This window comes from Phocaeicola plebeius DSM 17135 (assembly GCF_000187895.1).
Classification (GTDB): Bacteria; Bacteroidota; Bacteroidia; order Bacteroidales; family Bacteroidaceae; genus Phocaeicola; species Phocaeicola plebeius.
Window position 1 is genome coordinate 61,427 of record NZ_DS990126.1, and the last position, 20,610, is coordinate 82,036.

Here is a 20,610-nt window from a genome sequence, read left to right on the forward strand (position 1 = left end):
AGCCGGATGGCGGGAAAAGCTTGTCTTGCCCGTTGTCCGGCTGGCTTAATTTATAGGCTATGGAAATCATTATCGGATTGTTGATTATTGCAGTGGGAGCATTCTGCCAGTCGAGCTGCTATGTACCCATCAATAAAATAAAGAGCTGGAGCTGGGAATCTTACTGGATTGTGCAGGGAGTTTTTGCCTGGCTTGTTTTTCCTTTCTTGGGCGCGTTGCTGGCTGTTCCGGACGGACACAGCCTTTTTGAGGTTTATGCAGCTCATCCAGCCGATACGCTTTGGGCGATGTTCTTCGGTGTACTCTGGGGAGTGGGTGGTCTGACATTTGGTTTGAGTATGCGCTACCTTGGAGTAGCATTGGGACAGTCTATCTCGCTGGGTACCTGTGCTGGACTGGGAACAATTTTGACGCCCATATTTACTGGTCACATGGAGGAACTGACCATGCCGGTTATTGTGGGAGTGATTGTGACTTTGCTGGGTATCGGCATCATCGGTTATGCAGGAAATATGAAGTCTGCCAGTCTGAGTGAGGAAGAAAAGAAAAAAGCTGTGAAAGATTTCAATTTTACTAAAGGAATTTTCGTAGCTTTATTGGCGGGTTTCATGAGCGCCTGTTTCAGTATCGGATTAGGATTCGGACAGAGTTTGTGTTTCCCGGAAAGTGCAGAAGTGTATAAAACTTTGCCGGCTACTCTTATGGTAACTGCCGGAGGTTTCCTTACCAACATGGTGTACTGTTTTTATCAGAATGCAAAGAACAAGACATGGGGTGATTATGGAAAGACCTCGCTGTATGTGAACAACATTCTGTTCTGTGCGTTGGCCGGTGTGTTATGGTATAGCCAGTTCTTTGGCTTGAGTCTGGGAAAAGGTTTCCTGGTAGCTTCACCGGTACTGCTTACGTTCTCCTGGTGTATCCTGATGTCGCTGAACGTGACATTCTCGAATGTGTGGGGAATTATTTTGAAGGAATGGAAAGGATGTTCTTCCAAGACCATCTGGGTACTGGTATTGGGGCTGATTGTCCTGATTGTATCTTCTTTCCTTCCGCAGCTGTTGAAATAAAAAATCAAATTTAAATACATAATATAATGAAATCAATTCTTGAAGGACGTCCGGGTTTGGCCCGTGAAATCAATAAAGTGGCCGAAGTAGCCGGATATTTGTGGCAAAAAGGATGGGCTGAACGCAACGGTGGAAATATCACCATCAATGTAACAGAGTTTGTTGACGATGAAATCCGTCAGATGCCGGCCATCAGTGAACCGAAACAGATTGGAGCGGTATTACCGCATCTGAAAGGCTGTTATTTCTTCTGCAAAGGTACACAGAAACGTATGCGCGACCTGGCTCGCTGGCCGATGGAAAACGGTTCTGTGATTCGTATCTGCGACGATTGTGCCAGCTATGTCATTATCGCTGACCAGCCGGTGATGCCGACTTCGGAAGTGGCTTCTCACCTGACTGTTCACAATACGCTGATTGCGGAAGGTGCCCAGAAAAAGGCTACCGTACATACACACCCCATCGAACTGGTGGCAATGAGCCATACTCCGAAGTTCCTGGAAAAGGATGTACTGACTTATCTGTTGTGGAGTATGATTCCGGAAACAAAGGCATTCTGTCCGCGTGGATTGGGTATCGTGCCTTATAAGATGCCGAGCTCAGTAGAACTGGCAGATGCTACACTGAAGGAACTGGATGATTACGATGTGGTAATGTGGGAAAAACACGGTGTGTTTGCCGTAGGTACCGACGTAATGGATGCGTTCGACCAGATTGACGTGCTGACCAAGGCTGCCCAGATTTACATCAATGCCCGTTGCATGGGATTTGAGCCGGACGGTATGACGAAAGAACAAATGCAGGAACTGACGGACGTGTTCCATCTTCCGAAATAAATAAAAATCTAACCTTTTAAAACCATGAAATTATGTACAGAATGATTTTGAACGAAACCTCTTACTTTGGTGCCGGATGTCGCGAAGCTATCGCTACAGAAGCAGGCCGTAGAGGTTTCAAGAAAGCTTTTTTTGTGACTGACAAGGACCTGATTCGTTTTCACGTAGCCGACAAGGTGGTGGAAGTGTTCGAAAAGGCAGGTATTCCTTACGAAATATACAGTGATGTAAAAGCCAATCCTACCATTGCCAATGTGCAGAACGGTGTGGCAGCTTTCAAGGCTTCCGGTGCCGACTTTATTGTCGCATTGGGTGGCGGTTCTTCCATTGACACGGCGAAAGGTATCGGTATCGTAGTAAACAATCCGGAATTTGCCGATGTGCGTTCATTGGAAGGGGTAGCAGATACGCATCATAAAGCAGTGCCTACTTTTGCTCTGCCTACTACTGCGGGAACTGCAGCTGAGGTAACCATCAACTATGTGATTATTGATGAGGCTGCTACCAAGAAAATGGTATGTGTAGACCCGAACGATATTCCGTCGGTAGCTATCGTAGACCCTGAACTGATGTATTCTATGCCGAAGGGCCTGACTGCCGCTACAGGTATGGATGCCCTGACGCATGCCATTGAAAGCTACATTACTCCGGGAGCCTGGGTGATGTCGGATATGTTTGAACTGAAGGCCATTGAGATGATTGCCAAGAACCTGAAGGCTGCCGTAGACAATGGCAGTGATCCGGTAGCTCGTGAAGCCATGTCGCAGGCACAGTATATTGCCGGAATGGGATTCAGCAACGTAGGTCTGGGAATCGTTCACTCTATGGCTCATCCTCTCGGTGCGCACTATGACACTCCGCACGGCGTAGCCAATGCATTGCTGTTGCCTTACGTCATGGAATACAATGCAGAATCTCCTGCCGCACCGAAATACCTGGATATTGCCAAAGCAATGGGAGTGGATACTACCGGCATGAGCGAAGCAGAAGGTGTAAAAGCTGCGGTAGAAGCTGTTCGCCAGCTTTCTTTGAGCATCGGTATTCCACAGAAGTTGCATGAAATCGGTGTGAAGGAAGAAGACTTGCATCAGTTGGCTATCGATGCATTCAATGATGTCTGCACCGGAGGTAACCCGCGTCCGACTTCAGTAGAAGACATTGAAGCACTCTACCATAAGGCTTTCTAAGCATTCATATTATTTTATATACAAAAACGTCCGCAGTTTCCGGTGAGTTTTCCGGGACTGCGGACGTTATTTTTTTGAAGACGCCTTCCTGATAAAAAACTCCTTTACGTTTGGATTGAAACGCAAAGGCGTTTAAGATGAAATGTACTTGCGTTTGGTTTCAAACGTCCTTGTGTTTTGAAGTAAACGTAAGTGCGTTTTTGAATGGGTAATTTTTCCTTAATTTTCCTTGCTTTTTCGCTGTACGATGCGGGCACCGGCAGGTACACTTTCCGTCACCCAGATGTTACCTCCAATGGTAGCTCCTTCACCAATAGTGATACGTCCTAAAATGGTGGCATTGGAGTAGACAATCACATTGTCTTCCAGTATCGGGTGGCGTGGAATACCCTTGATGGGGTTTCCCTGTTCGTCGCAAGGGAAACTCTTGGCTCCCAATGTAACACCTTGGTACAGTTTCACGTGATTGCCGATGATGCAGGTCGCACCGATTACGACACCCGTACCGTGGTCAATGGTAAAATGATGTCCGATTTGCGCACCCGGATGGATGTCGATTCCGGTTTCGGAGTGAGCCATTTCCGTGATGATACGCGGAATAAGAGGCACGTTGAGCCGGTGAAGCTCGTGGGCAATCCGGTAGTTGGTCACTGCACGGATGACGGGGTAACAGCAGATGATTTCACCAAAGCAGGTGGCAGCCGGGTCACCGTAGTATGCGGCTTCTACGTCTGTAGCCAAAATCCGGCGGATTTCCGGCAGACGGCTGATAAATTCTGCTGCTAATTGGGTAGCTGTAGCACGACAAGGCGACTGACAGTCACACTGACCTGAATTTTCCACCCCGAAGCACAGTCCGGCCTGTATCTGCTCAATAAGCAGAGAGAACAGTTCTTCAATATTGACACCAATGTGGTAATTGATGGTCTGGCTGTTGATGGTAGAATTGCCAAAGTAGCCGGGGAACAAGATGGCACGTGACAGTTCTACGATGCGTTCCAGTGATTTCCCGGAAGGAAGCGGCTCACCTTCTCTGTGCTGATGGAACAGCCCACGGTAAGATTGGCTGTCGGAAAGTTCGTCAACGGCCTTTGTCAGTATATGTGTGTAATCAATTGGGCTCATGAGCATTTCTTTTTGATAATTGGCAAAAGTAACTATATTTTGTGATGAATCCAATAAAATCTTATTTTTGTAGAAAAATCAGAATGGTATGGTAGTAAACAAGAAAAATCCGTTTGCTTTCAAGGCAAAACAGAGCAATAAGAAAAAGACAAGTGGAAAACGGGTGGGAAAGTCTCGTCCGGAGAAAGCGAATAACCAGTTAAACCGGAGGGTGAAATAATAAAAATCCCCGCTTCCTTCTTAGATTTTTAGAAGGAAGCGGGGAAATAATTTATTTAAACGCGGTTCGTCAAGCTTCAGCCAATACGAAATCCAGCTGTTTCTTAGCCAGGTTAGCACGGGCTACCTTAATCTTAATCGGGTCGCCGAGACTGAATTTCTGGTGGTGACGACGTCCAATGAGGCAGTAGTTCTTTTCGTCGAACTCATAGAAATCGTTGCCCAGGTCGCGCATGGCAATCATGCCCTCGCACTTGTTTTCGTTGATTTCCACGTAGAGTCCCCATTCTGTGACACCGGAAATTACACCATCGTACACTTCTCCGATACGTTCACCCATAAATTCCACCTGTTTGTATTTCACGGATGCACGTTCTGCACTGGCTGCAGTCTGCTCCATTGCTGAACTGTGTTCGCAGAGAGTTTCATACTTGTCGGCTTGTGCGCTTCGTCCTCCTGCCAGGTAACGGGTAAGCAGACGGTGTACCATCAAGTCCGGATAACGGCGGATAGGAGAGGTGAAGTGCGTGTAGTAATCGAATGCCAGTCCGTAGTGTCCGATGTTATAAATCGAATAGCGTGCTTTCTGCATGGCGCGTAAAGACACTGTTTCTATCAGATTCTGTTCTTTCTTTCCTTCAATTTCGCCTAACAAGTGATTGATGGACTTGGATACTTCTGCTTTGCTACCTCCTGTGCGGATTTTGTAACCGAAGCGGGCGATAAACTGATTCAGGTTATCCAGCTTGTCGGGGTCGGGCAGGTCGTGGATACGATAAGGAAGTACCTTCGGTTTTTTGTTCTTAGGAACTTTTCCTACGTATTCTGCCACCGTCTTGTTGGCTAACAGCATGAATTCTTCAATCAGCTTGTTGGCTTCTTTAGACACCTTGAAGTATACGCTGAGCGGTTTACCCGTCTCGTCAATTTCAAATTTTACCTCACAGCGGTCAAAGTTGATAGAGCCGGCGGCCATTCGTTTTTCTCGCAGAATCTGTGCCAGACGATTCAGTTGAAGCACCTCTTCCTTGTAGTCACCTTCTCCTGTTTCAATGATTTGCTGTGCTTCTTCATACGTGAACCGACGGTTGGATTTGATTACCGTATGGCGGATGCGGTAGTTCTTCACTTCCGCCTTTTCATTCATTTCGAAAATGACAGAGTAAGCCAGCTTTTCTTCATCAGGACGCAGGGAGCAGATAAAGTTACACAGACGTTCTGGCAGCATCGGGATGGTGCGGTCTACCAGGTAGACAGAAGTCGCACGTTTGGCCGCTTCCTTGTCGATGATGCTTCCTTCTTTTATATAGTGGGATACGTCCGCAATATGCACACCTACTTCCCATAATCCGGGTTTCAGGGTGCGGATGGACAACGCATCGTCAAAGTCTTTGGCATCTTTCGGGTCGATGGTGAACGTCACGACATCGCGGAAATCTTCGCGTTCGGCATAATCTTCCGGCGTGATGTCGGCCGACAGTTTCTCTGCTGCAGCTTCTACTGCCTGCGGATATACGTACGGCAATCCGTATTCAGCCAGAATAGCGTGCATTTCAGTGGTGTTGTCACCCGCTTTTCCGAGGATGTCGATCACTTCGCCAAACGGATTTTTTGCTTCTTCCGGCCATTCGGTAATGCGGACAATAGCCTTATCGCCGTTCTTTCCGCCTTTCAGCTTGTCTTTCGGGATAAAGATGTCGTTAGCCAGAGTACTGGTTTCCGTCAGCAGGAAGGCATAATTCTTGCTGACTTTCAATACGCCGACAAAGGTTTCGTTGGCATGCTCCAGAATTTCGATTACCTGTGCTTCCAGCTGATGCTTTTTACGTTTGGCACACAAGGCAACTTTCACCTTGTCATTGTTCATTGCATGAGCAGAGTTACGTTCCGCAATGAAAATGGGTTCTCCTCCCTCTTCAGGGATAAACGAGTTCTTTCCATTGCTTTTACGTACGAAGGTACCGGTCAGAATCTGTCCTTTGTCATTGATTTTATAGCGCCCTTTTTCGATTTCAATCAGAAAGTTGTCTTCCAACATTTCTTCCACTACATCGATGCAGAGCATTTTTCCCGGATGGGTTGTAAGTTTTAGAGCTTGGAACAACTGCTTGAGGCTGAATGCTTCATTCGGCTTTGTACGGAAATAGTTGAGCAGTATCTCTACGAGCTCTTTTTTCTTCAGGTGCTTTCCGCCTTTCTTTTCTTTTTTCTTTTTAGCCATGTTGTTTTGTTTTAAATCAACAGCTCTCTGCTGTTGGTAAGATTATCTTTATACAAAGAAAGTGATTTCCGGGGAATAAACGTGGTTTTTTCTGTTAAGATGCTGAAAAACTATTATCTTTGCCACATTCTTTTTACAAAAGTAAGATATGAATGAGATTGGAACATCCGTTCGTGAACGTGAGATTTACAAGGTAACCCTGGTGGGTAGTCTGGTCAATATTCTGCTGGTGGCCTGTAAGTTTGCGGCAGGCTTCTGGGGTAAGAGTGCGGCGATGATTGCCGATGCGGTGCACTCCTTGTCGGATTTGATAACGGACTTGATTGTCATCGTGTTTGTGCGTATTTCCAGCAAACCGGAAGATAAGGGACATGACTACGGACATGGAAAGTATGAAACACTGGCTACGCTGTTGATTGGAGCGGCTTTGCTGGCTGTAGGCGTAGGAATTTGCTGGAGTGGAATAGAATCAATCATCAGTTTTGCAAAAGGAGAGGCATTACAGTCGCCCGGCTGGATTGCACTGGCTGCTGCCATTGTATCCGTAGTATCGAAAGAAATCTTGTTTCATTACACCCGTCTGGTGGGAAAACGCTGTAATAGTCCGGCCGTGATAGCCAATGCTTGGCATCACCGCAGCGATGCATTTTCTTCTATCGGTACGGCCGTAGGTATTGGAGGAGCTATCCTGTTGGGAGAAAGCTGGCGTGTGCTCGACCCTCTGGCGGCAGTGATTGTCAGTTTCTTTATTGTGCAGGTGGCCGTGAAGCAGCTGAAGGCTTGTATTGATGAATTATTGGAACGCTCGTTGCCCGATGATATAGAGCAGGAAATTACGCAGACGGTATTGTCACTGGACGGTGTGTCGCAGCCGCATCATTTGCGTACCCGCCGTATTGGAAGTCATTATGCAATAGACATGCACGTGCGGATGGACGGAAGTATCTCGCTGCATGAGGCACATGAAAAGGCTACTGCCATTGAGCAAAAGTTGCGGGATACTTTTGGAGAGGATACCTACATCAGTATCCATGTAGAACCGGAAAAATAAGTTTATGGAGAAAAAAATATTAGTTACCGGTGCCAGTGGGTTCATCGGGAGCTTTTTGGTGGAAGGTGCGCTGGAGCGTGGCATGCAGGTGTGGGCCGGTGTGCGGAAGAGCAGCAGCCGGAAATATTTGCAGGATTCACGTATCCATTTTGCTGTACTGGATTTTACTGACTCCGACCGTCTGGCCAGTCAGTTGGAGGAACAGAAACGCCAGCATGGGAAATGGGATTACATTATTCATTGTGCAGGGGTGACCAAATGCCTGGACAAGGCCGATTTTGAAATCGGGAATTACTGGGCTACCCGACATTTTATTGAGACGCTGAAGCGATTAGACATGCTTCCGGTGAACTTTATTTACATAAGTTCGTTAAGTATATTTGGACCGATTCGGGAAAAAGACTATTCATCTATTTGCGAAACGGATATTCCCCGGCCTAATACGGCGTATGGACTGAGTAAACTGCATACCGAGGAATATTTGAAATCCCTCACCAATTTCCCGTATGTGATTTTCCGTCCGACGGGAGTTTACGGTCCACGGGAACGCGATTATTTCCTGATGGCGAAGTCCGTGCAGCAGCATGTGGATTTTGCAGCAGGTTTCAAACGTCAGGATATTACGTTTGTGTTTGTGAAGGACTTGGTACAGGCCATTTATCTGGCTATTGAAAAAAATGTCACAGGCCGCGCTTATTTTGTGAGCGACGGAAAGGTATACAGTAGTCATACGTTTTCCGACTTGATTCGGAAGGAATTGGGAAATCCGTGGATGCTTCGTTTCGTCTGTCCGTTGTTTCTTTTGAAAGCCATTTCCTTTGTGGCAGAGAATGTAGGACGAATACTCCGTAAGACGAGTACATTGAACTGTGATAAATACCGTATTATGAAACAGCGCAACTGGCGGTGCGACATCTCACCGCTGGAAAAGGAATTAGGATATGTTCCCGAATATCCGTTGGAAAGAGGAGTAAAAGAAATCATTGCCTGGTATAAAAAAGAAGGATGGCTATAGAACTGAAGTTATTTGAACGAGTAGAAAGTGGAAAGGGCTTGTTTGCAGTAGAAAGCATTAGCTTGATTTATAATGCACTGACCACTATTTTGATTTTGCTTTTGTATCCCCGGATGGATCATCCCGGGATGATGTTGTTGGAGCGTCTGGGTATTGTGGTCCTGACGTTTGTTCTGATATATTTGTATCAGGTATTTCCCTGCCGCTTGACAGCTTTTATCCGTATGGTCGTGCAAATGTCGCTGTTGGCATATTGGTATCCGGATACGTTTGAATTTAACCGCTTGTTCCCGAACCTGGATTACGTGTTTGCTTCTGCCGAACAGGCTATTTTTCATTGCCAGCCTTCGGTGGAATTTAGTAAACTGTGTCCTTCCATGTGGTTCAGTGAGCCTTTCAATATGGGGTATTTCTTTTATTATCCCATGATGCTGATTGTGGTGGTATATTATTTCCTGACCCGTTTTGAATGGTTTGAGAAAATTTGCTTCGTACTGGTCACTTCTTTCTTCATTTACTATTTGTTTTACATTCTGGTGCCGGTGGCCGGACCGCAATTCTATTTCCCTGCCATTGGAATGGATAAAGTAAACGCTTGTGATTTTCCGGCAATAGGAGATTATTTTAATGACAATACTTTCTTGCTTCCTGGCCCGGGATATGAACACGGATTCTTCTATAATCTGGTCGAAGCTTCACAGGAAGTAGGTGAACGTCCTACGGCTGCTTTTCCCAGCTCACATGTGGGAATCTCTACGATTGTGATGATTATGGCCTGGCGTGTGAACCGAAAATTGGCCTACATTCTGTTCCCATTCTATGTACTGCTGTGCTGTGCCACAGTGTATATTCAGGCGCACTACCTGATTGATTCGCTGGTAGGACTTATTACCGCTTTCTTCGTCTATCAGCTGGCCACGCTGATGTATAAGCGCTGGTTTATTTCTCCGGTCTTTAAACGGATGTATTAAAAAAATCGGTAAGGATTATTCCTTACCGAAAGTAGCTTCTATATGGTCTAATATACCATTCAGTTCATTTAATGTTTCTGCGCGAAGCATGGCAATGCGTGTGTCCTTGAAATTAGGAATCCCTTTGAAGAGTGGGGATGCGGCTAAGTGACGGCGTACGTGCAGGATACCTCTGCGTTCATCCAGCAGGTTTACGCTGTCGAGCACTTCCTGACGCAATACATCCATCCGCCATTTGAAAGAAAGAGGTGGCAACTCTTCACCTGTTTCCAGATAATGTTTTACTTCCTTGAAAATCCAGGGACGTCCGAAACTGGCTCGTCCAATCATGATGGCATCTACTCCATATTGTTCAAAACACTCTTTGGCACGTTGTGGAGTAGTGATGTCACCGTTCCCGATAATGGGAATACGCATTCTCGGATTTTTCTTGACTTCTCCAATCAGAGTCCAGTCGGCTTCACCGGTATACATCTGTGCACGGGTACGTCCGTGGATGGTCAGGGCTTCAATTCCGCAGTCCTGTAATTGTTCCGCCAGTTCTACGATAATCTTGTGTTCTGCATCCCATCCTAAACGAGTTTTCACGGTAACCGGAATCTTTACGGCATCTACTACCGCACGGGTTATTTCGAGCATCTTAGGTACGTTCTGCAGCATGCCGGAGCCAGCACCTTTTCCTGCCACCCGCTTCACCGGGCAACCGAAGTTCAGGTCTAATATATCAGGCTTGGCCTGTTCTACGATGCGGGCTGCTTCCACCATGGTATCCGTATCCTTTCCATAAATCTGGATGGCTACCGGACGTTCCTTTTCACTGATGTTCAGTTTCAGCATGGTCTTCCCTACCGAACGAATCAGGGCATCGCTCGATACGAATTCCGTGTACACCATGTCGGCACCAAACTGCTTGCACATCAGGCGGAATGCAGGGTCAGTGACGTCTTCCATCGGTGCCAGTAATACTGGCTTTTCTCCTAAATCTATGTTTCTAATTTTCATTGCCTTGATATTGTCGCGCAAAGGTAGTGAAATTTTATTATATCCTGAAAAAACGCTACCTTTGCACCGTAATATTACAATCACGGAAATGAGTTATACAATCAAAGACTTTGAAATCATGGCACCCGTGGGCTCACGCGAGTCATTGGCGGCTGCCCTTCATGCCGGAGCCGATTCCATTTATTTCGGCATTGAAAGCTTGAACATGCGTGCGCGTTCGGCGAGCACTTTTACTATAGACGATTTGCGTGAAATCGCCAAGATATGCGATGAACATGGAGTAAAGAGTTACCTGACCATTAACACCATTATTTACGACGAGGATATTACCTTGATGCGTAAAATAGTGGATGCGGCAAAAGAGGCAGGTATCAGTGCGGTCATTGCGGCCGATGTGGCAGTAATGGCTTATTGTAATGAAGTGGGACAGGAGGTACACCTTTCTACTCAGTTGAACATCAGTAACGCAGAAGCATTGAAATTTTATTCACGTTTTGCCGATGTGGTGGTACTGGCGCGTGAACTGAACCTGAAACAGGTCCGTAAGATTTACGATGCCATTCAGGAGCAGCAAATCAAGGGTCCGATGGGTGAATTGGTTCGTATCGAAATGTTCTGCCACGGAGCTTTGTGTATGGCCGTTTCCGGAAAGTGCTATCTGAGCCTGAACGAGCTGAATGCTTCGGCCAATCGCGGAGCTTGCATGCAGGTATGCCGTCGTGCGTATACGGTAAAGGATAAGGAAAGTGACATTGAACTGGAAGTGGATAACCAGTACATCATGTCGCCGAAAGACTTGAAGACCATTCATTTTATGGACGAGATGATTGAAGCGGGTGTACGGGTATTCAAGATTGAAGGTCGTGCCCGTGGTCCTGAGTATGTACGTACAGTAGTAGAATGCTACAAGGAAGCTATTCAGTCGTACATTGACGGTACATTCTCCGATGAAAAGGTGGCCAACTGGGATGAACGTCTGAAGACAGTATTCAATCGTGGTTTCTGGAACGGCTATTATTTAGGACAGCGTTTGGGTGAATGGAGCAAGAACTACGGTTCGGAAGCGACGGAGCGTAAGGTATATGCCGGACGTGGAATCAAGTACTTCTCTAATATTGGAGTAGCTGAATTCCTGATTGAAGCCTCAGAAATTAAAGTCGGCGATAAACTGTTGATTACCGGTCCTACTACCGGTGCCATGTATGTCACCTTGGATGAGGCTCGTGTAGACTTGAAGCCGGTGGATGTGGTGAAGAAAGGTGTGCACGTGTCATTTAAAGTGCCCGACCGTATCCGGCCCAGCGATCGTTTGTACCGCATGGTGCCCGCCGAAGAATTGAAGGCAAAACGGAAAGAGTAAATTTATTTGAAGAATAGCGATAGTATCCTGTCAGGGCTTCTAAAAAGGAGCCTTGACAGGATTTTTTTATGAGAATAGAATATAAACACCTCGGTTAATTACTTGTTGAAATACTTGTGAATATAATTGTTGATATCCTAATCTTTCATTGATTATCAGTGTGATATGTGAATTAACAGGTTGTGAATTACTTGTGAATAATAAATAAGTCCCTTTGGGATAGCTTGCTTGTTCTCATAATTATTTTACATTTGCACTCCAGAACTTAAAATCTCATGTAATATGAAAAAGATATATGTAAAAGAGTGGATGTTATTTCAACCATACGACCGACAGGATGAAGTAGACACGTACTATGTAAACGTTGCTAATCAGATAGCTGGATGTTTAAAGGACTTTGTCGGAGGACGTTATCCGGAACATTCAGTGCATGGAATTGCCATTTATTTGACACTCTGGTTTCAGGATGTAATTTCACAGACCGGAATCTGGCAAGCATTCTCTGAAGAATGCCGTAAGCGGTATGGCAGCCTTGTTCCCTTCATGACTTCGGAAAAAGAAAAAGACTATTATCCGGGAGAAGTGAATCCGGAAGATTTGCAGTTTCTGTTATGGCATTATCTTCAATGCATGGAGAAACAGGCTGGTGGCGTATTGAATCCAGAGAATCCGGCTTTTGAGGAACTGGCTAATCAGATCTATGATTATTTGTCGGAAGAGTTTCAGGTAGCTCCAGAGAATGAGCGGTTGCATGCGATGTTATATGGGGAGGCTTTTGGAGAAAACGATTACATGCGTTATCGTAGTGTGCTGGAGTGGTTTCACTTTTGCAGTTATGTAGGTTTTGAAAACCGAGGTGAATATCAGAGAGTGGTAGATACGGTTGCACGAATGGGACAGAATGTCAATCCACATATTTTGTCGTACGATGTAAAGCAGAACATTCTGTTTGAAGGACGCAAGAACTTACTTTCCTTGACATCAGTCGAATGGTTGGCTTTGATAGGAAAGAGTCATCCTGAAACAGCTTTGTGGGCTGAAGTAAAAGCTCTTCCACAGGAAATGTATCTTTATGAAGGAGAAGATGAAAAATTCCTGTTTGTAAAAGATTTGTCAAAGAAAGAAGGAGAACAGCTGGGTATTCGGAAAGATTCTTTGAATATGGATTCCTTGAAAGGTCGTAAAGAAGGAGTAACCATATTAAGTTGCCGGCTGGTTCAGTATGGAGGATACTGGTGGCAAGACGGTATGCTGGTTGTATCTGATTTCCAGGAGAAAGTGAAGGAAGAGATTGACCAGCGAATTGCCGCACGTGAGGGCATTAAGAAAACATTCGATGAGTTTATGGAAGCATCCGGTGGCAAGCAATTTGTGTTCTGCAAATCAGAAGAAGAAGTGCAGGATTTCCTTTCTCAGAAATTGGGATATAAGGAAAAAGAAGGAATAGAATTGCCGAAGATGGATGCCACACACGGATTGGTGCTGATGGTTTCTCCACATACCGGCATACATGTTCAAATGCAACTGTGTGAATGTATTTCCTCACCGGATAATACATTCTATGATGCTGAAGCAGCCAAAAAGCAGGCGGCCATGTTTATCTTGAATCCCAATGTGATACCTTACGATTTGAGTTGTGCCTTGCAGGATGCCGATATGCTTCCGGATGCTTGTCTGAACAGTGCGTTGGGTGAGGAACACGGACGGGAAACAATGAAGAGAAACGCGCGTTTCTTTACAGATTATTTCTTTGAAAAATGCAGAGAGAAGGATTGTTGATTACTCAATAATCCCTCCTCCCAATACGGTATTATCCCGATAAAATGCAGCTGCCTGCCCGCTGGCAATAGAAGCCAGCGGCTCATGCAGTTGTATATGCAGTCGCTGGTCGTCCAGTAAGGTGACAGTGCATCGGTTGGCTTGTTTCCGGTAGCGTATTTTGACAATGACATCTTCGTGTCCAAGCACTACATCGGGATTGATAAGGTTCCAGTGTGTGAGGTACATCTCATTTTTTTCCAGTGCTTGCAGGCTGTCACTGATAATTACCTTATTTTCCTGCGGAATGATTTCCTTGACAAAGAGCGCTTTGTTCAAGTGAATACCTAACCCTCTCCGCTGTCCGATGGTGTAAAACGGATAGCCTTCATGTTTCCCGATTTTCTGTCCTTGCTCGTCATAAAAGTTCCCAGGACTGATTTCTCCTTCGGGTACATGAGTTTTCAGAAATGTACGGTAATCCATCGGGCAGAAACATACACCTAAACTGTCACGTTTCTTAGCAGCTTTCAGAAATCCGCGTGCGGCGGCGATTTCGCGTACACGGGTCTTGGTCAGTCCGCCCATAGGGAGGCACATTCTCTCCAGAATGGATTGTGGAAGTCCCCATAAGAAGAAAGACTGGTCTTTATCTGCATCATTTCCGCAGGTAATGTACCAGTATCCATCTATTTTTTGTTTGTTGACGTAGTGCCCGGTGGCTAGATGGTAAATACCCTTTTCGTCTGCTACCTGTTGCAGCAAGGGCCATTTCAGGTAGTTGTTACAGAGCGTGCAAGGTACCGGAGTACGTCCGGCCATGTATTCCTGAATAAAATAGCGTATGATTTTTTCCTGAAACATTTCCCGTGCATCGTAAATCAGATGAGGTATGCCTAGCGTACGGCATAAGTCACGTGCATCGTCCAGGTATTCTATATTTCCATCTTTCTCATAAAAACGAAAGGTGATGCCAGTTACTTCGTAGCCTGCATCTTGCAATAGAAGGGCGGCAACCGAACTGTCGGTGCCGCCACTCATTCCCAATAGAACTTTGTTATTTTCTTTCATCGGGACAAAGTTACTCTTTTCTCAGTTCCGGCAATTTGATTTCTGCAATTTCTGCACTCCCATGAGTTATCAGGATACGCAGGTCACTGCCTCCTGTCTTGTTGAACCGAATGGTTTCTTCCTGATTGGGAGTAACTTCTCCGCGTTGTACCGGAAGGAATTGTCCGCCTCCGCTGGAAATCTGAATCTCGTAGTGTGTGCCGGTTTCTGCATTCTTCCAGGCTACATTGATACGGTCTACTTTGGCGTTCTCTGCCAGTTCGAAGGATATGTATTCCCCTTTTTCACCTTTCCAAGTAGTGGAATAGTCTCCGTCAACCACATGGAGGATATGGCTCTTGTTTTTGCTGGCACTGATAAAGTCACGCGGGTCCGATTCTATTATTTCATTGGCGGATGCTTGTCCGTAAGCTCGGATTTCAAGTCCTTTTTTCAGCCGGATGTCTTCGGAAGAAGCTCCTATCATAATCTGGAACATACCAGGCTCTACGACCCAGTGATTGTCTTTGTTGAGTAGCTGGAAGTCACGTGGAAGTAACTGGAAGCTGACCTTTTTGGTTTCACCCGGCTCCAAGTGTACGCGTTCGAAGCCGCGCAAGTTCTTTTCATACGTGGTCACGCTGCTGATAACATCGCGTGTGTACAACTGTACCACTTCATCTCCGCTTCGTGTTCCTGTATTTTTAATTTTACAGGTCACGGTTACCGGTTCTTTATCGGTAATGACAGGAGAGGAGAGTTGTAAGTTGCTGTATTCAAAAGTGGTATAACTCAGTCCGTATCCGAACGGATAGAGTGGACCGTTGATACGCGATTGATTACCCTTCATGCCAGGTGTTTGTCCGCCGTCTACTTGTGAAGCAGGTTTGGCCGGGAAGTTAAAAGGTATCTGACCTACGGTTTTAGGGAAGGTAACAGTCAGCTTGCCTCCCGGATTGTAATCTCCGAAGAGAGCTTCGGCAATAGCTGTTCCTCCTTGCGAACCAGGGTACCAGGCCTCCAGAATGGCCGGTACAAATTTATCTGCCCAGTTAATACTGAGCGGACGACCGTTAATCAGTACCAGTACCACCGGTTTTCCAGTGGCTACTATGGCCTCCAAAAGTTGCTGCTGATGGCCGGGGAGATCCAGGCTGGTACGCGATTTATTTTCTCCACAGGTGCGGATGCCTCCTCCCAGTACTACTACAGCTACGTCACTTTCTTTGACATTATCGACAGCTTTCTGAATTTCGGTTTTTTCCTCTGCGGTAAGTGGATAAGAAATGATTTCCGATTCCGGCCAGTTGGCATCTACGAGGTCACATCCTTTGGTATAGGTTACTTTTGTACCTTCCTTAACCTGTTGTTTGATACCTTCCAGTACGGTAGTTACTTCTACTGCTACGGGGCCGTAGTGGGTAAGTGCAAAGGATGCTTCATCGGCATTCGGACCACATACGGCAATACGCTTGATTTGTGATTTATCCAAAGGAAGCAGGTTATTTGCATTTTTCAACAGCACGAGTCCTTCGCGGGAAGCCTGTAAGGCAACTTGTTGATGTGCCTCGCTGTTGACTTCTTTATCAGCTAAAGCAAGGTCTGTCTGGTAAGGTGTGTCGAACAGACCTGTCAAGAATTTGACACGTAAGATATCTCTTACCCGGTTGTCAATGGTTTCCATACTGAGTCCTCCTTCTTGAATCAGCTCACGCAACGGGAGTACGTATGATTCTGGTGAACGGAACGTACAGCGTACGTTAAGTCCTGCTTCTACACTCTGGCGAACTGCCTCTTTCATGTCCTTTGCCGTTTTGTGCTTGCTGTAGAGATATTCCACCGCGTCACTGTCGGATACCACATAACCCCTAAATCCCATGGTGCCTCTTAGGCGTTGTGTCAGCCAGTAGTAGCTGCTTTGGATAGGAAATCCGTCATAATCATTGTAGGAACTCATCACTCCCAGGATACCAGCCTCCTGGATTACTCTTGTAAAAGGATAGGCATGTATATTTTCTACCTCTCTCCATGACATTTGCGGGTCAACTCTTGCAAATCCTTCGCGAGCACCTTTGTTATTGCTATAGGCGATGAAGTGTTTGGCCGTAGAAGCTACCTGCATGTCGGTTTGAAGTCCCTTTCCCATGGCGATGCCCAGTTCTGCTACCAGATAAGGGCTTTCTCCATAAACCTCTTCGTAGCGTCCCCAACGTTGGTCACGGCCTACGTCCAGGATGGGGGCGTATACGTTAGTGTACCCTAGTAAGCGGGCCTCTCGTCCTGTGATGTAGCCTATCTGGCGTATCAGTTCCCTGTTCCAGGTGTGTCCGAGTGCCAGTTGGGTTGGGAAATTGGTTGCAATATAGTTCTCTACTCCCCGGATACCTTCATTGGTAAAGTCAGCCGGTATACCCAGGCGTGTTTCTTCTACGAAAAAGCGTTGCACCTCATTCAGGGCCCAGGCATGATTCGAAGCCGGCCATACTAGTTCATTCTGCATTGGAGGAACACCCCATCCTCGGAACGCATTCAGATGCTCATCGATAGCTCCGATACCGTCTTTCCATAACTGGTTTTTCCAGTCGGGAGTAGGCAATGAATCTTTTAAAACTCTTTGATACCCATAAAGCGTGACCATCTGGCAGGTCTTTTCCTCCACGGTCATCTGGGAAAGCAAGTCTTCAATTCGCTCGTTTAATGGTGCTTTAGGATCCTCGTAAATATCTTTCCGGCCGTTTTTGTTGAAGTCAATCCATTCTTTATGGTACATGCTTTTCTTTTTGGGAACATACGTTTTGGAAACTTCCAATGCATGACCTGTTATACTGCAAAGCGATGTGCAAGAAAGAAGGCAATAGAATAATTGTTTTTTCATGTGATAAAGTTAGAATTAGGGTTGTTTTACTTGACCTCAAAAATAGAATTATTCAGGGAATAAGTAGTGATAAAATTGTCCATTCAAATGAACTTTCTGTCTTTATTTAAGTGATGGGCATAAAAAAAGGAGTTCCGCTGAACTCCAACCTTTGTTAACCTTAAATCTAATACTATGAAAAACACATTGCAAAGGTAAGGGTTTTGGGGAAAATGACAAGCGAATAATATGTTTTATAACATGAATTAAGAAATATAGGGCTTCCATTCAAACCTTTTATACAAATTTCCATGTAAAAGCACAATGGGTATATGGAATAGATGTAAGAAATATGTTCTTTTGCAGACAAATCATCTATGAAAATACGTATGAAAAGAAAATTAGCTGTTGTTTTATTGATTTGTATATCTTGTCACATGGGCTGGGCAGCACAAGACTTTGTCTGGAAATCAGGACAGAATATGAAGGTGGTGTGTGATACTACAGAAGCTCCGGTAGTGAAAGTTGCGCTTGATTTGTTGAAGCGTGATTGTCGGTCGGTACTTTCTGGAAATATATCTCGTTCGGAGAACACCGGAAACATTTATGTCGGTACATGGGGAGAAAGTTCCGTGCTGCAAGCGTTAGCTGAAACTCACCAGCTGGATGTAGCTCAGCTCAATGAGCATAAAGAGGCTTTTTTATTAAATGTACTTCCTGACGGAAGACTGATTGTGGCAGGGAGTGATAAGCGTGGAACGGCCTATGGAGTGCTTGAACTTTCTCGTATGATGGGAGTTTCCCCATGGGAATGGTGGGCCGATGCGATACCCGAAAAAAAAGAGGAATTGCGTTTGCCCGCAGGTTTCCGGAAACTGGATTATCCTCAGGTAGCTTATCGGGGAATATTTATCAATGATGAGGATTGGGGACTGACTCCCTGGAGCTGGAAACATTATGAACCGTCTGAGCGGAAAGGGCAGATAGGACCGAAAACGCATGCACGTATTTTTGAACTGTTGCTTCGCTTGCGGGCCAATACATTCTGGCCGGCCATGCATGGGTGTTCCATTCCTTTCTTTTTTACCGAAGGGAATAAGGAAATGGCCGATAAGTATGCAATTTATCTGGGTACTTCCCATTGTGAGCCGATGATGCGCAATACCAACGGCGAGTGGAAAACGGCCGGAAAGGGGGAGTACGACTATGTACACAACCGGAAAAATGTCTTGTCTTTCTGGGAGGAGCGCGTAAAGCAACTTCGTCATTCGGATGATATTTACACCTTAGGTATGCGCGGTGTACACGATGGCAAGATGCAGGGAGCCAAGACACTGGAAGAACAGAAGAAGGCGCTTACGGAGATTCTGGCAGACCAGCGTCGTATGCTGGCAAAATATAAAGGAAAGGATTTGACAAAAGTGCCGCAAGTGCTGATTCCGTATAAGGAGGTGCTGGATATTTATCAGGCAGGACTGCAGGTGCCTGAGGATGTGACTTTGATGTGGTGTGACGACAACTATGGATATATAACCCATTTCCCTACTGCCGAAGAGGCCGCTCGTCCCGGAGGGAATGGCATTTACTATCATGTGTCTTATTGGGGGCGTCCGCACGATTACCTGTGGCTTTCTACGGCGAGTCCTTACTTGCTTTATCAGCAGATGAAGCAGGCATACGAGAAAGGTATACGTCAGATGTGGATTCTGAATGTAGGGGATATTAAGCCGGCAGAGTATCAGACGGAGTTGTTTATGGATATGGCTTGGAATATAGGTCGGGTGCAGCAGACTGGAGTTACCGGGCATCTTTCTCATTTTTTGTCCCGGGAGTTCGGGACTGTTTCAGCTTCTGCTCTGTTACCTTTGTTGCAGGAGCATTACCGGTTGGCATACATCCGTAAACCGGAGTTTATGGGGCATACAAGAACCGAAGAGAAAGATCCGAAATACAAAATCGTTACCGACCTTCCTTGGAGTGAGGGGGAAATCCGGAAGCGATTGTCGCTTTACCAGTCTCTTGAAGACCGTGCGGAAATATGGAGCAGAAGAATGCCTGAAACAAAGCGTACTGCTTATTTTCATTTGGTACAGTATCCCGTACAGGGAGCTTCACAGATGAACAAGAAATGCCTGTATGCACAGTTGGCCCGTCACGGAAGGGCTGATTGGCAATTGAGTGAACAGGCGTTCGACAGTATTGTATCGCTGACACATAGGTACAATCAGGGGAAATGGCAAGGTTTTATGGATTATAAACCCCGTAATTTGTCCGTATATCAACGGATTCCGAGAAGTACGGCTACTGATTCTTTGAAATCCGCTCGCTCCTATCTCTTTAAATGGAATGGTCTGGAGGCTATGGAAGGTAATCTGTTGCCGTGCGAGGGATTGGGGTACGAAGGTATGGCAGCTGGTATCTCAAAAGACTCCTCAGTGATGTTTCACTTTGATGGATGTCCGGCAGACTCGGTAGAAGTGGAACTCCGTCTTCTTCCGGCACATCCAGTGGTTGGAAATGAATTGCGCGTGCAAGTTTCTTTAGATGAGGTACAGTCGCTTCCTGTGTCTTATCGTACTTATGGCCGTAGTGAAGAGTGGAAACAGAATGTCTTGTCGAATCAGGCAATACTTCGTTTGAAGTTTCCTTTACGGGGGAATCAAAGACATCGAATTATTATACAGGCATTAGATGAAGGTGTGGTATTGGACCAGCTATATGTCTATAGGCTGGAGAATTAATCATGCCAGATACCGGTAACGTTAAAGTAAAAGTCGCCTGAGGTCCTTTTTATAATGCGGGCATGGATTGTATGTCTCCCGTTTGTGAACCTTATGTTTCTTTAGGCAGAAACCTTCGTTTTTCTGATGGGAAATCTAGGTTTTTGCCCC

Annotated in this window: 15 protein-coding genes; 10 read left to right on the forward strand and 5 right to left on the reverse strand. The window is 45.8% G+C overall.

The features are described 5' to 3' along the window. The first annotated feature begins 59 nt into the window (after positions 1-59). The 3 genes from rhaT to fucO are packed head-to-tail and all read left to right on the forward strand — an operon-like array spanning position 60 to position 3,093. Complete coding sequence (rhaT, locus tag BACPLE_RS06885; RefSeq protein WP_007560200.1) at positions 60-1,070, forward strand: L-rhamnose/proton symporter RhaT; 1,011 nt, start codon at positions 60-62, stop codon at positions 1,068-1,070. A gap of 26 nt (positions 1,071-1,096) precedes the next feature. Beyond that, positions 1,097-1,906: a rhamnulose-1-phosphate aldolase gene (gene rhaD / locus BACPLE_RS06890; protein WP_007560202.1), complete on the forward strand. Its 810-nt coding sequence runs from the start codon at positions 1,097-1,099 to the stop codon at positions 1,904-1,906. Between the two features lie 32 nt (positions 1,907-1,938). Then, positions 1,939-3,093, forward strand: a complete 1,155-nt coding sequence (fucO, locus tag BACPLE_RS06895) for a lactaldehyde reductase (protein WP_040312568.1) — start codon at positions 1,939-1,941, stop codon at positions 3,091-3,093. 219 nt (positions 3,094-3,312) lie between these two features. Here fucO and BACPLE_RS06900 read toward each other — a convergent pair whose 3' ends face one another. Then, complete coding sequence (locus tag BACPLE_RS06900; protein WP_040312571.1) at positions 3,313-4,218, reverse strand: serine O-acetyltransferase; 906 nt, start codon at positions 4,216-4,218, stop codon at positions 3,313-3,315. Between the two features lie 88 nt (positions 4,219-4,306). Between BACPLE_RS06900 and BACPLE_RS19815 the strand changes: the two genes are divergently transcribed. Continuing rightward, positions 4,307-4,438: a hypothetical protein gene (locus BACPLE_RS19815; RefSeq protein ID WP_007560208.1), complete on the forward strand. Its 132-nt coding sequence runs from the start codon at positions 4,307-4,309 to the stop codon at positions 4,436-4,438. Between the two features lie 69 nt (positions 4,439-4,507). On the opposite strand, the gene rnr is transcribed toward BACPLE_RS19815, so the two are convergent. Beyond that, positions 4,508-6,658 (reverse strand): ribonuclease R, encoded by a 2,151-nt coding sequence (gene rnr, locus BACPLE_RS06905; protein ID WP_007560210.1) that lies wholly within the window; start codon positions 6,656-6,658, stop codon positions 4,508-4,510. 148 nt (positions 6,659-6,806) lie between these two features. On the opposite strand from rnr, the gene BACPLE_RS06910 reads away from it, so the two are divergent. The 3 genes from BACPLE_RS06910 to BACPLE_RS06920 are packed head-to-tail and all read left to right on the forward strand — an operon-like array spanning position 6,807 to position 9,695. Next, entirely contained in the window at positions 6,807-7,709 is a 903-nt protein-coding gene (locus BACPLE_RS06910; protein WP_007560214.1) for a cation diffusion facilitator family transporter, read from the forward strand. A 4-nt stretch (positions 7,710-7,713) separates the two neighbouring features. After that, a complete protein-coding gene (locus tag BACPLE_RS06915; RefSeq protein ID WP_007560217.1) occupies positions 7,714-8,724 on the forward strand; it encodes an NAD-dependent epimerase/dehydratase family protein in 1,011 nt (336 codons plus the stop codon). After that, complete coding sequence (locus BACPLE_RS06920) at positions 8,721-9,695, forward strand: phosphatase PAP2 family protein (RefSeq protein WP_040312599.1); 975 nt, start codon at positions 8,721-8,723, stop codon at positions 9,693-9,695. Before BACPLE_RS06915 ends, BACPLE_RS06920 begins: the two co-directional genes overlap by 4 nt. Positions 9,696-9,710: 15 nt before the next feature. Here the strand turns inward: BACPLE_RS06920 and dusB are convergent, their stop codons facing one another. Then, positions 9,711-10,697 (reverse strand): tRNA dihydrouridine synthase DusB, encoded by a 987-nt coding sequence (gene dusB / locus BACPLE_RS06925; protein ID WP_007560221.1) that lies wholly within the window; start codon positions 10,695-10,697, stop codon positions 9,711-9,713. An 88-nt stretch (positions 10,698-10,785) separates the two neighbouring features. On the opposite strand from dusB, the gene BACPLE_RS06930 reads away from it, so the two are divergent. Further along, positions 10,786-12,057: a peptidase U32 family protein gene (locus tag BACPLE_RS06930; RefSeq protein ID WP_007560223.1), complete on the forward strand. Its 1,272-nt coding sequence runs from the start codon at positions 10,786-10,788 to the stop codon at positions 12,055-12,057. A 282-nt stretch (positions 12,058-12,339) separates the two neighbouring features. Beyond that, a complete protein-coding gene (locus BACPLE_RS06935; RefSeq protein ID WP_007560225.1) occupies positions 12,340-13,836 on the forward strand; it encodes a DUF3843 family protein in 1,497 nt (498 codons plus the stop codon). Here BACPLE_RS06935 and mnmA read toward each other — a convergent pair whose 3' ends face one another. Together mnmA and BACPLE_RS06945 are read right to left on the reverse strand one after the other, a co-directional pair. After that, the gene (gene mnmA, locus BACPLE_RS06940; protein ID WP_007560227.1) at positions 13,837-14,886 is read right to left on the reverse strand and encodes a tRNA 2-thiouridine(34) synthase MnmA; all 1,050 of its coding nucleotides are present in this window, start codon (positions 14,884-14,886) and stop codon (positions 13,837-13,839) included. 10 nt (positions 14,887-14,896) lie between these two features. After that, positions 14,897-17,740 carry a beta-glucosidase gene (locus BACPLE_RS06945; protein ID WP_040312574.1) on the reverse strand — a complete coding sequence of 948 codons (2,844 nt, stop codon included), beginning with the start codon at positions 17,738-17,740 and terminating at the stop codon, positions 14,897-14,899. Positions 17,741-18,108: 368 nt separating this feature from the next. On the opposite strand from BACPLE_RS06945, the gene BACPLE_RS06950 reads away from it, so the two are divergent. Further along, positions 18,109-20,460, forward strand: a complete 2,352-nt coding sequence (locus tag BACPLE_RS06950) for a glycosyl hydrolase 115 family protein (RefSeq protein ID WP_040312601.1) — start codon at positions 18,109-18,111, stop codon at positions 20,458-20,460. Positions 20,461-20,610: the final 150 nt, after the last annotated feature.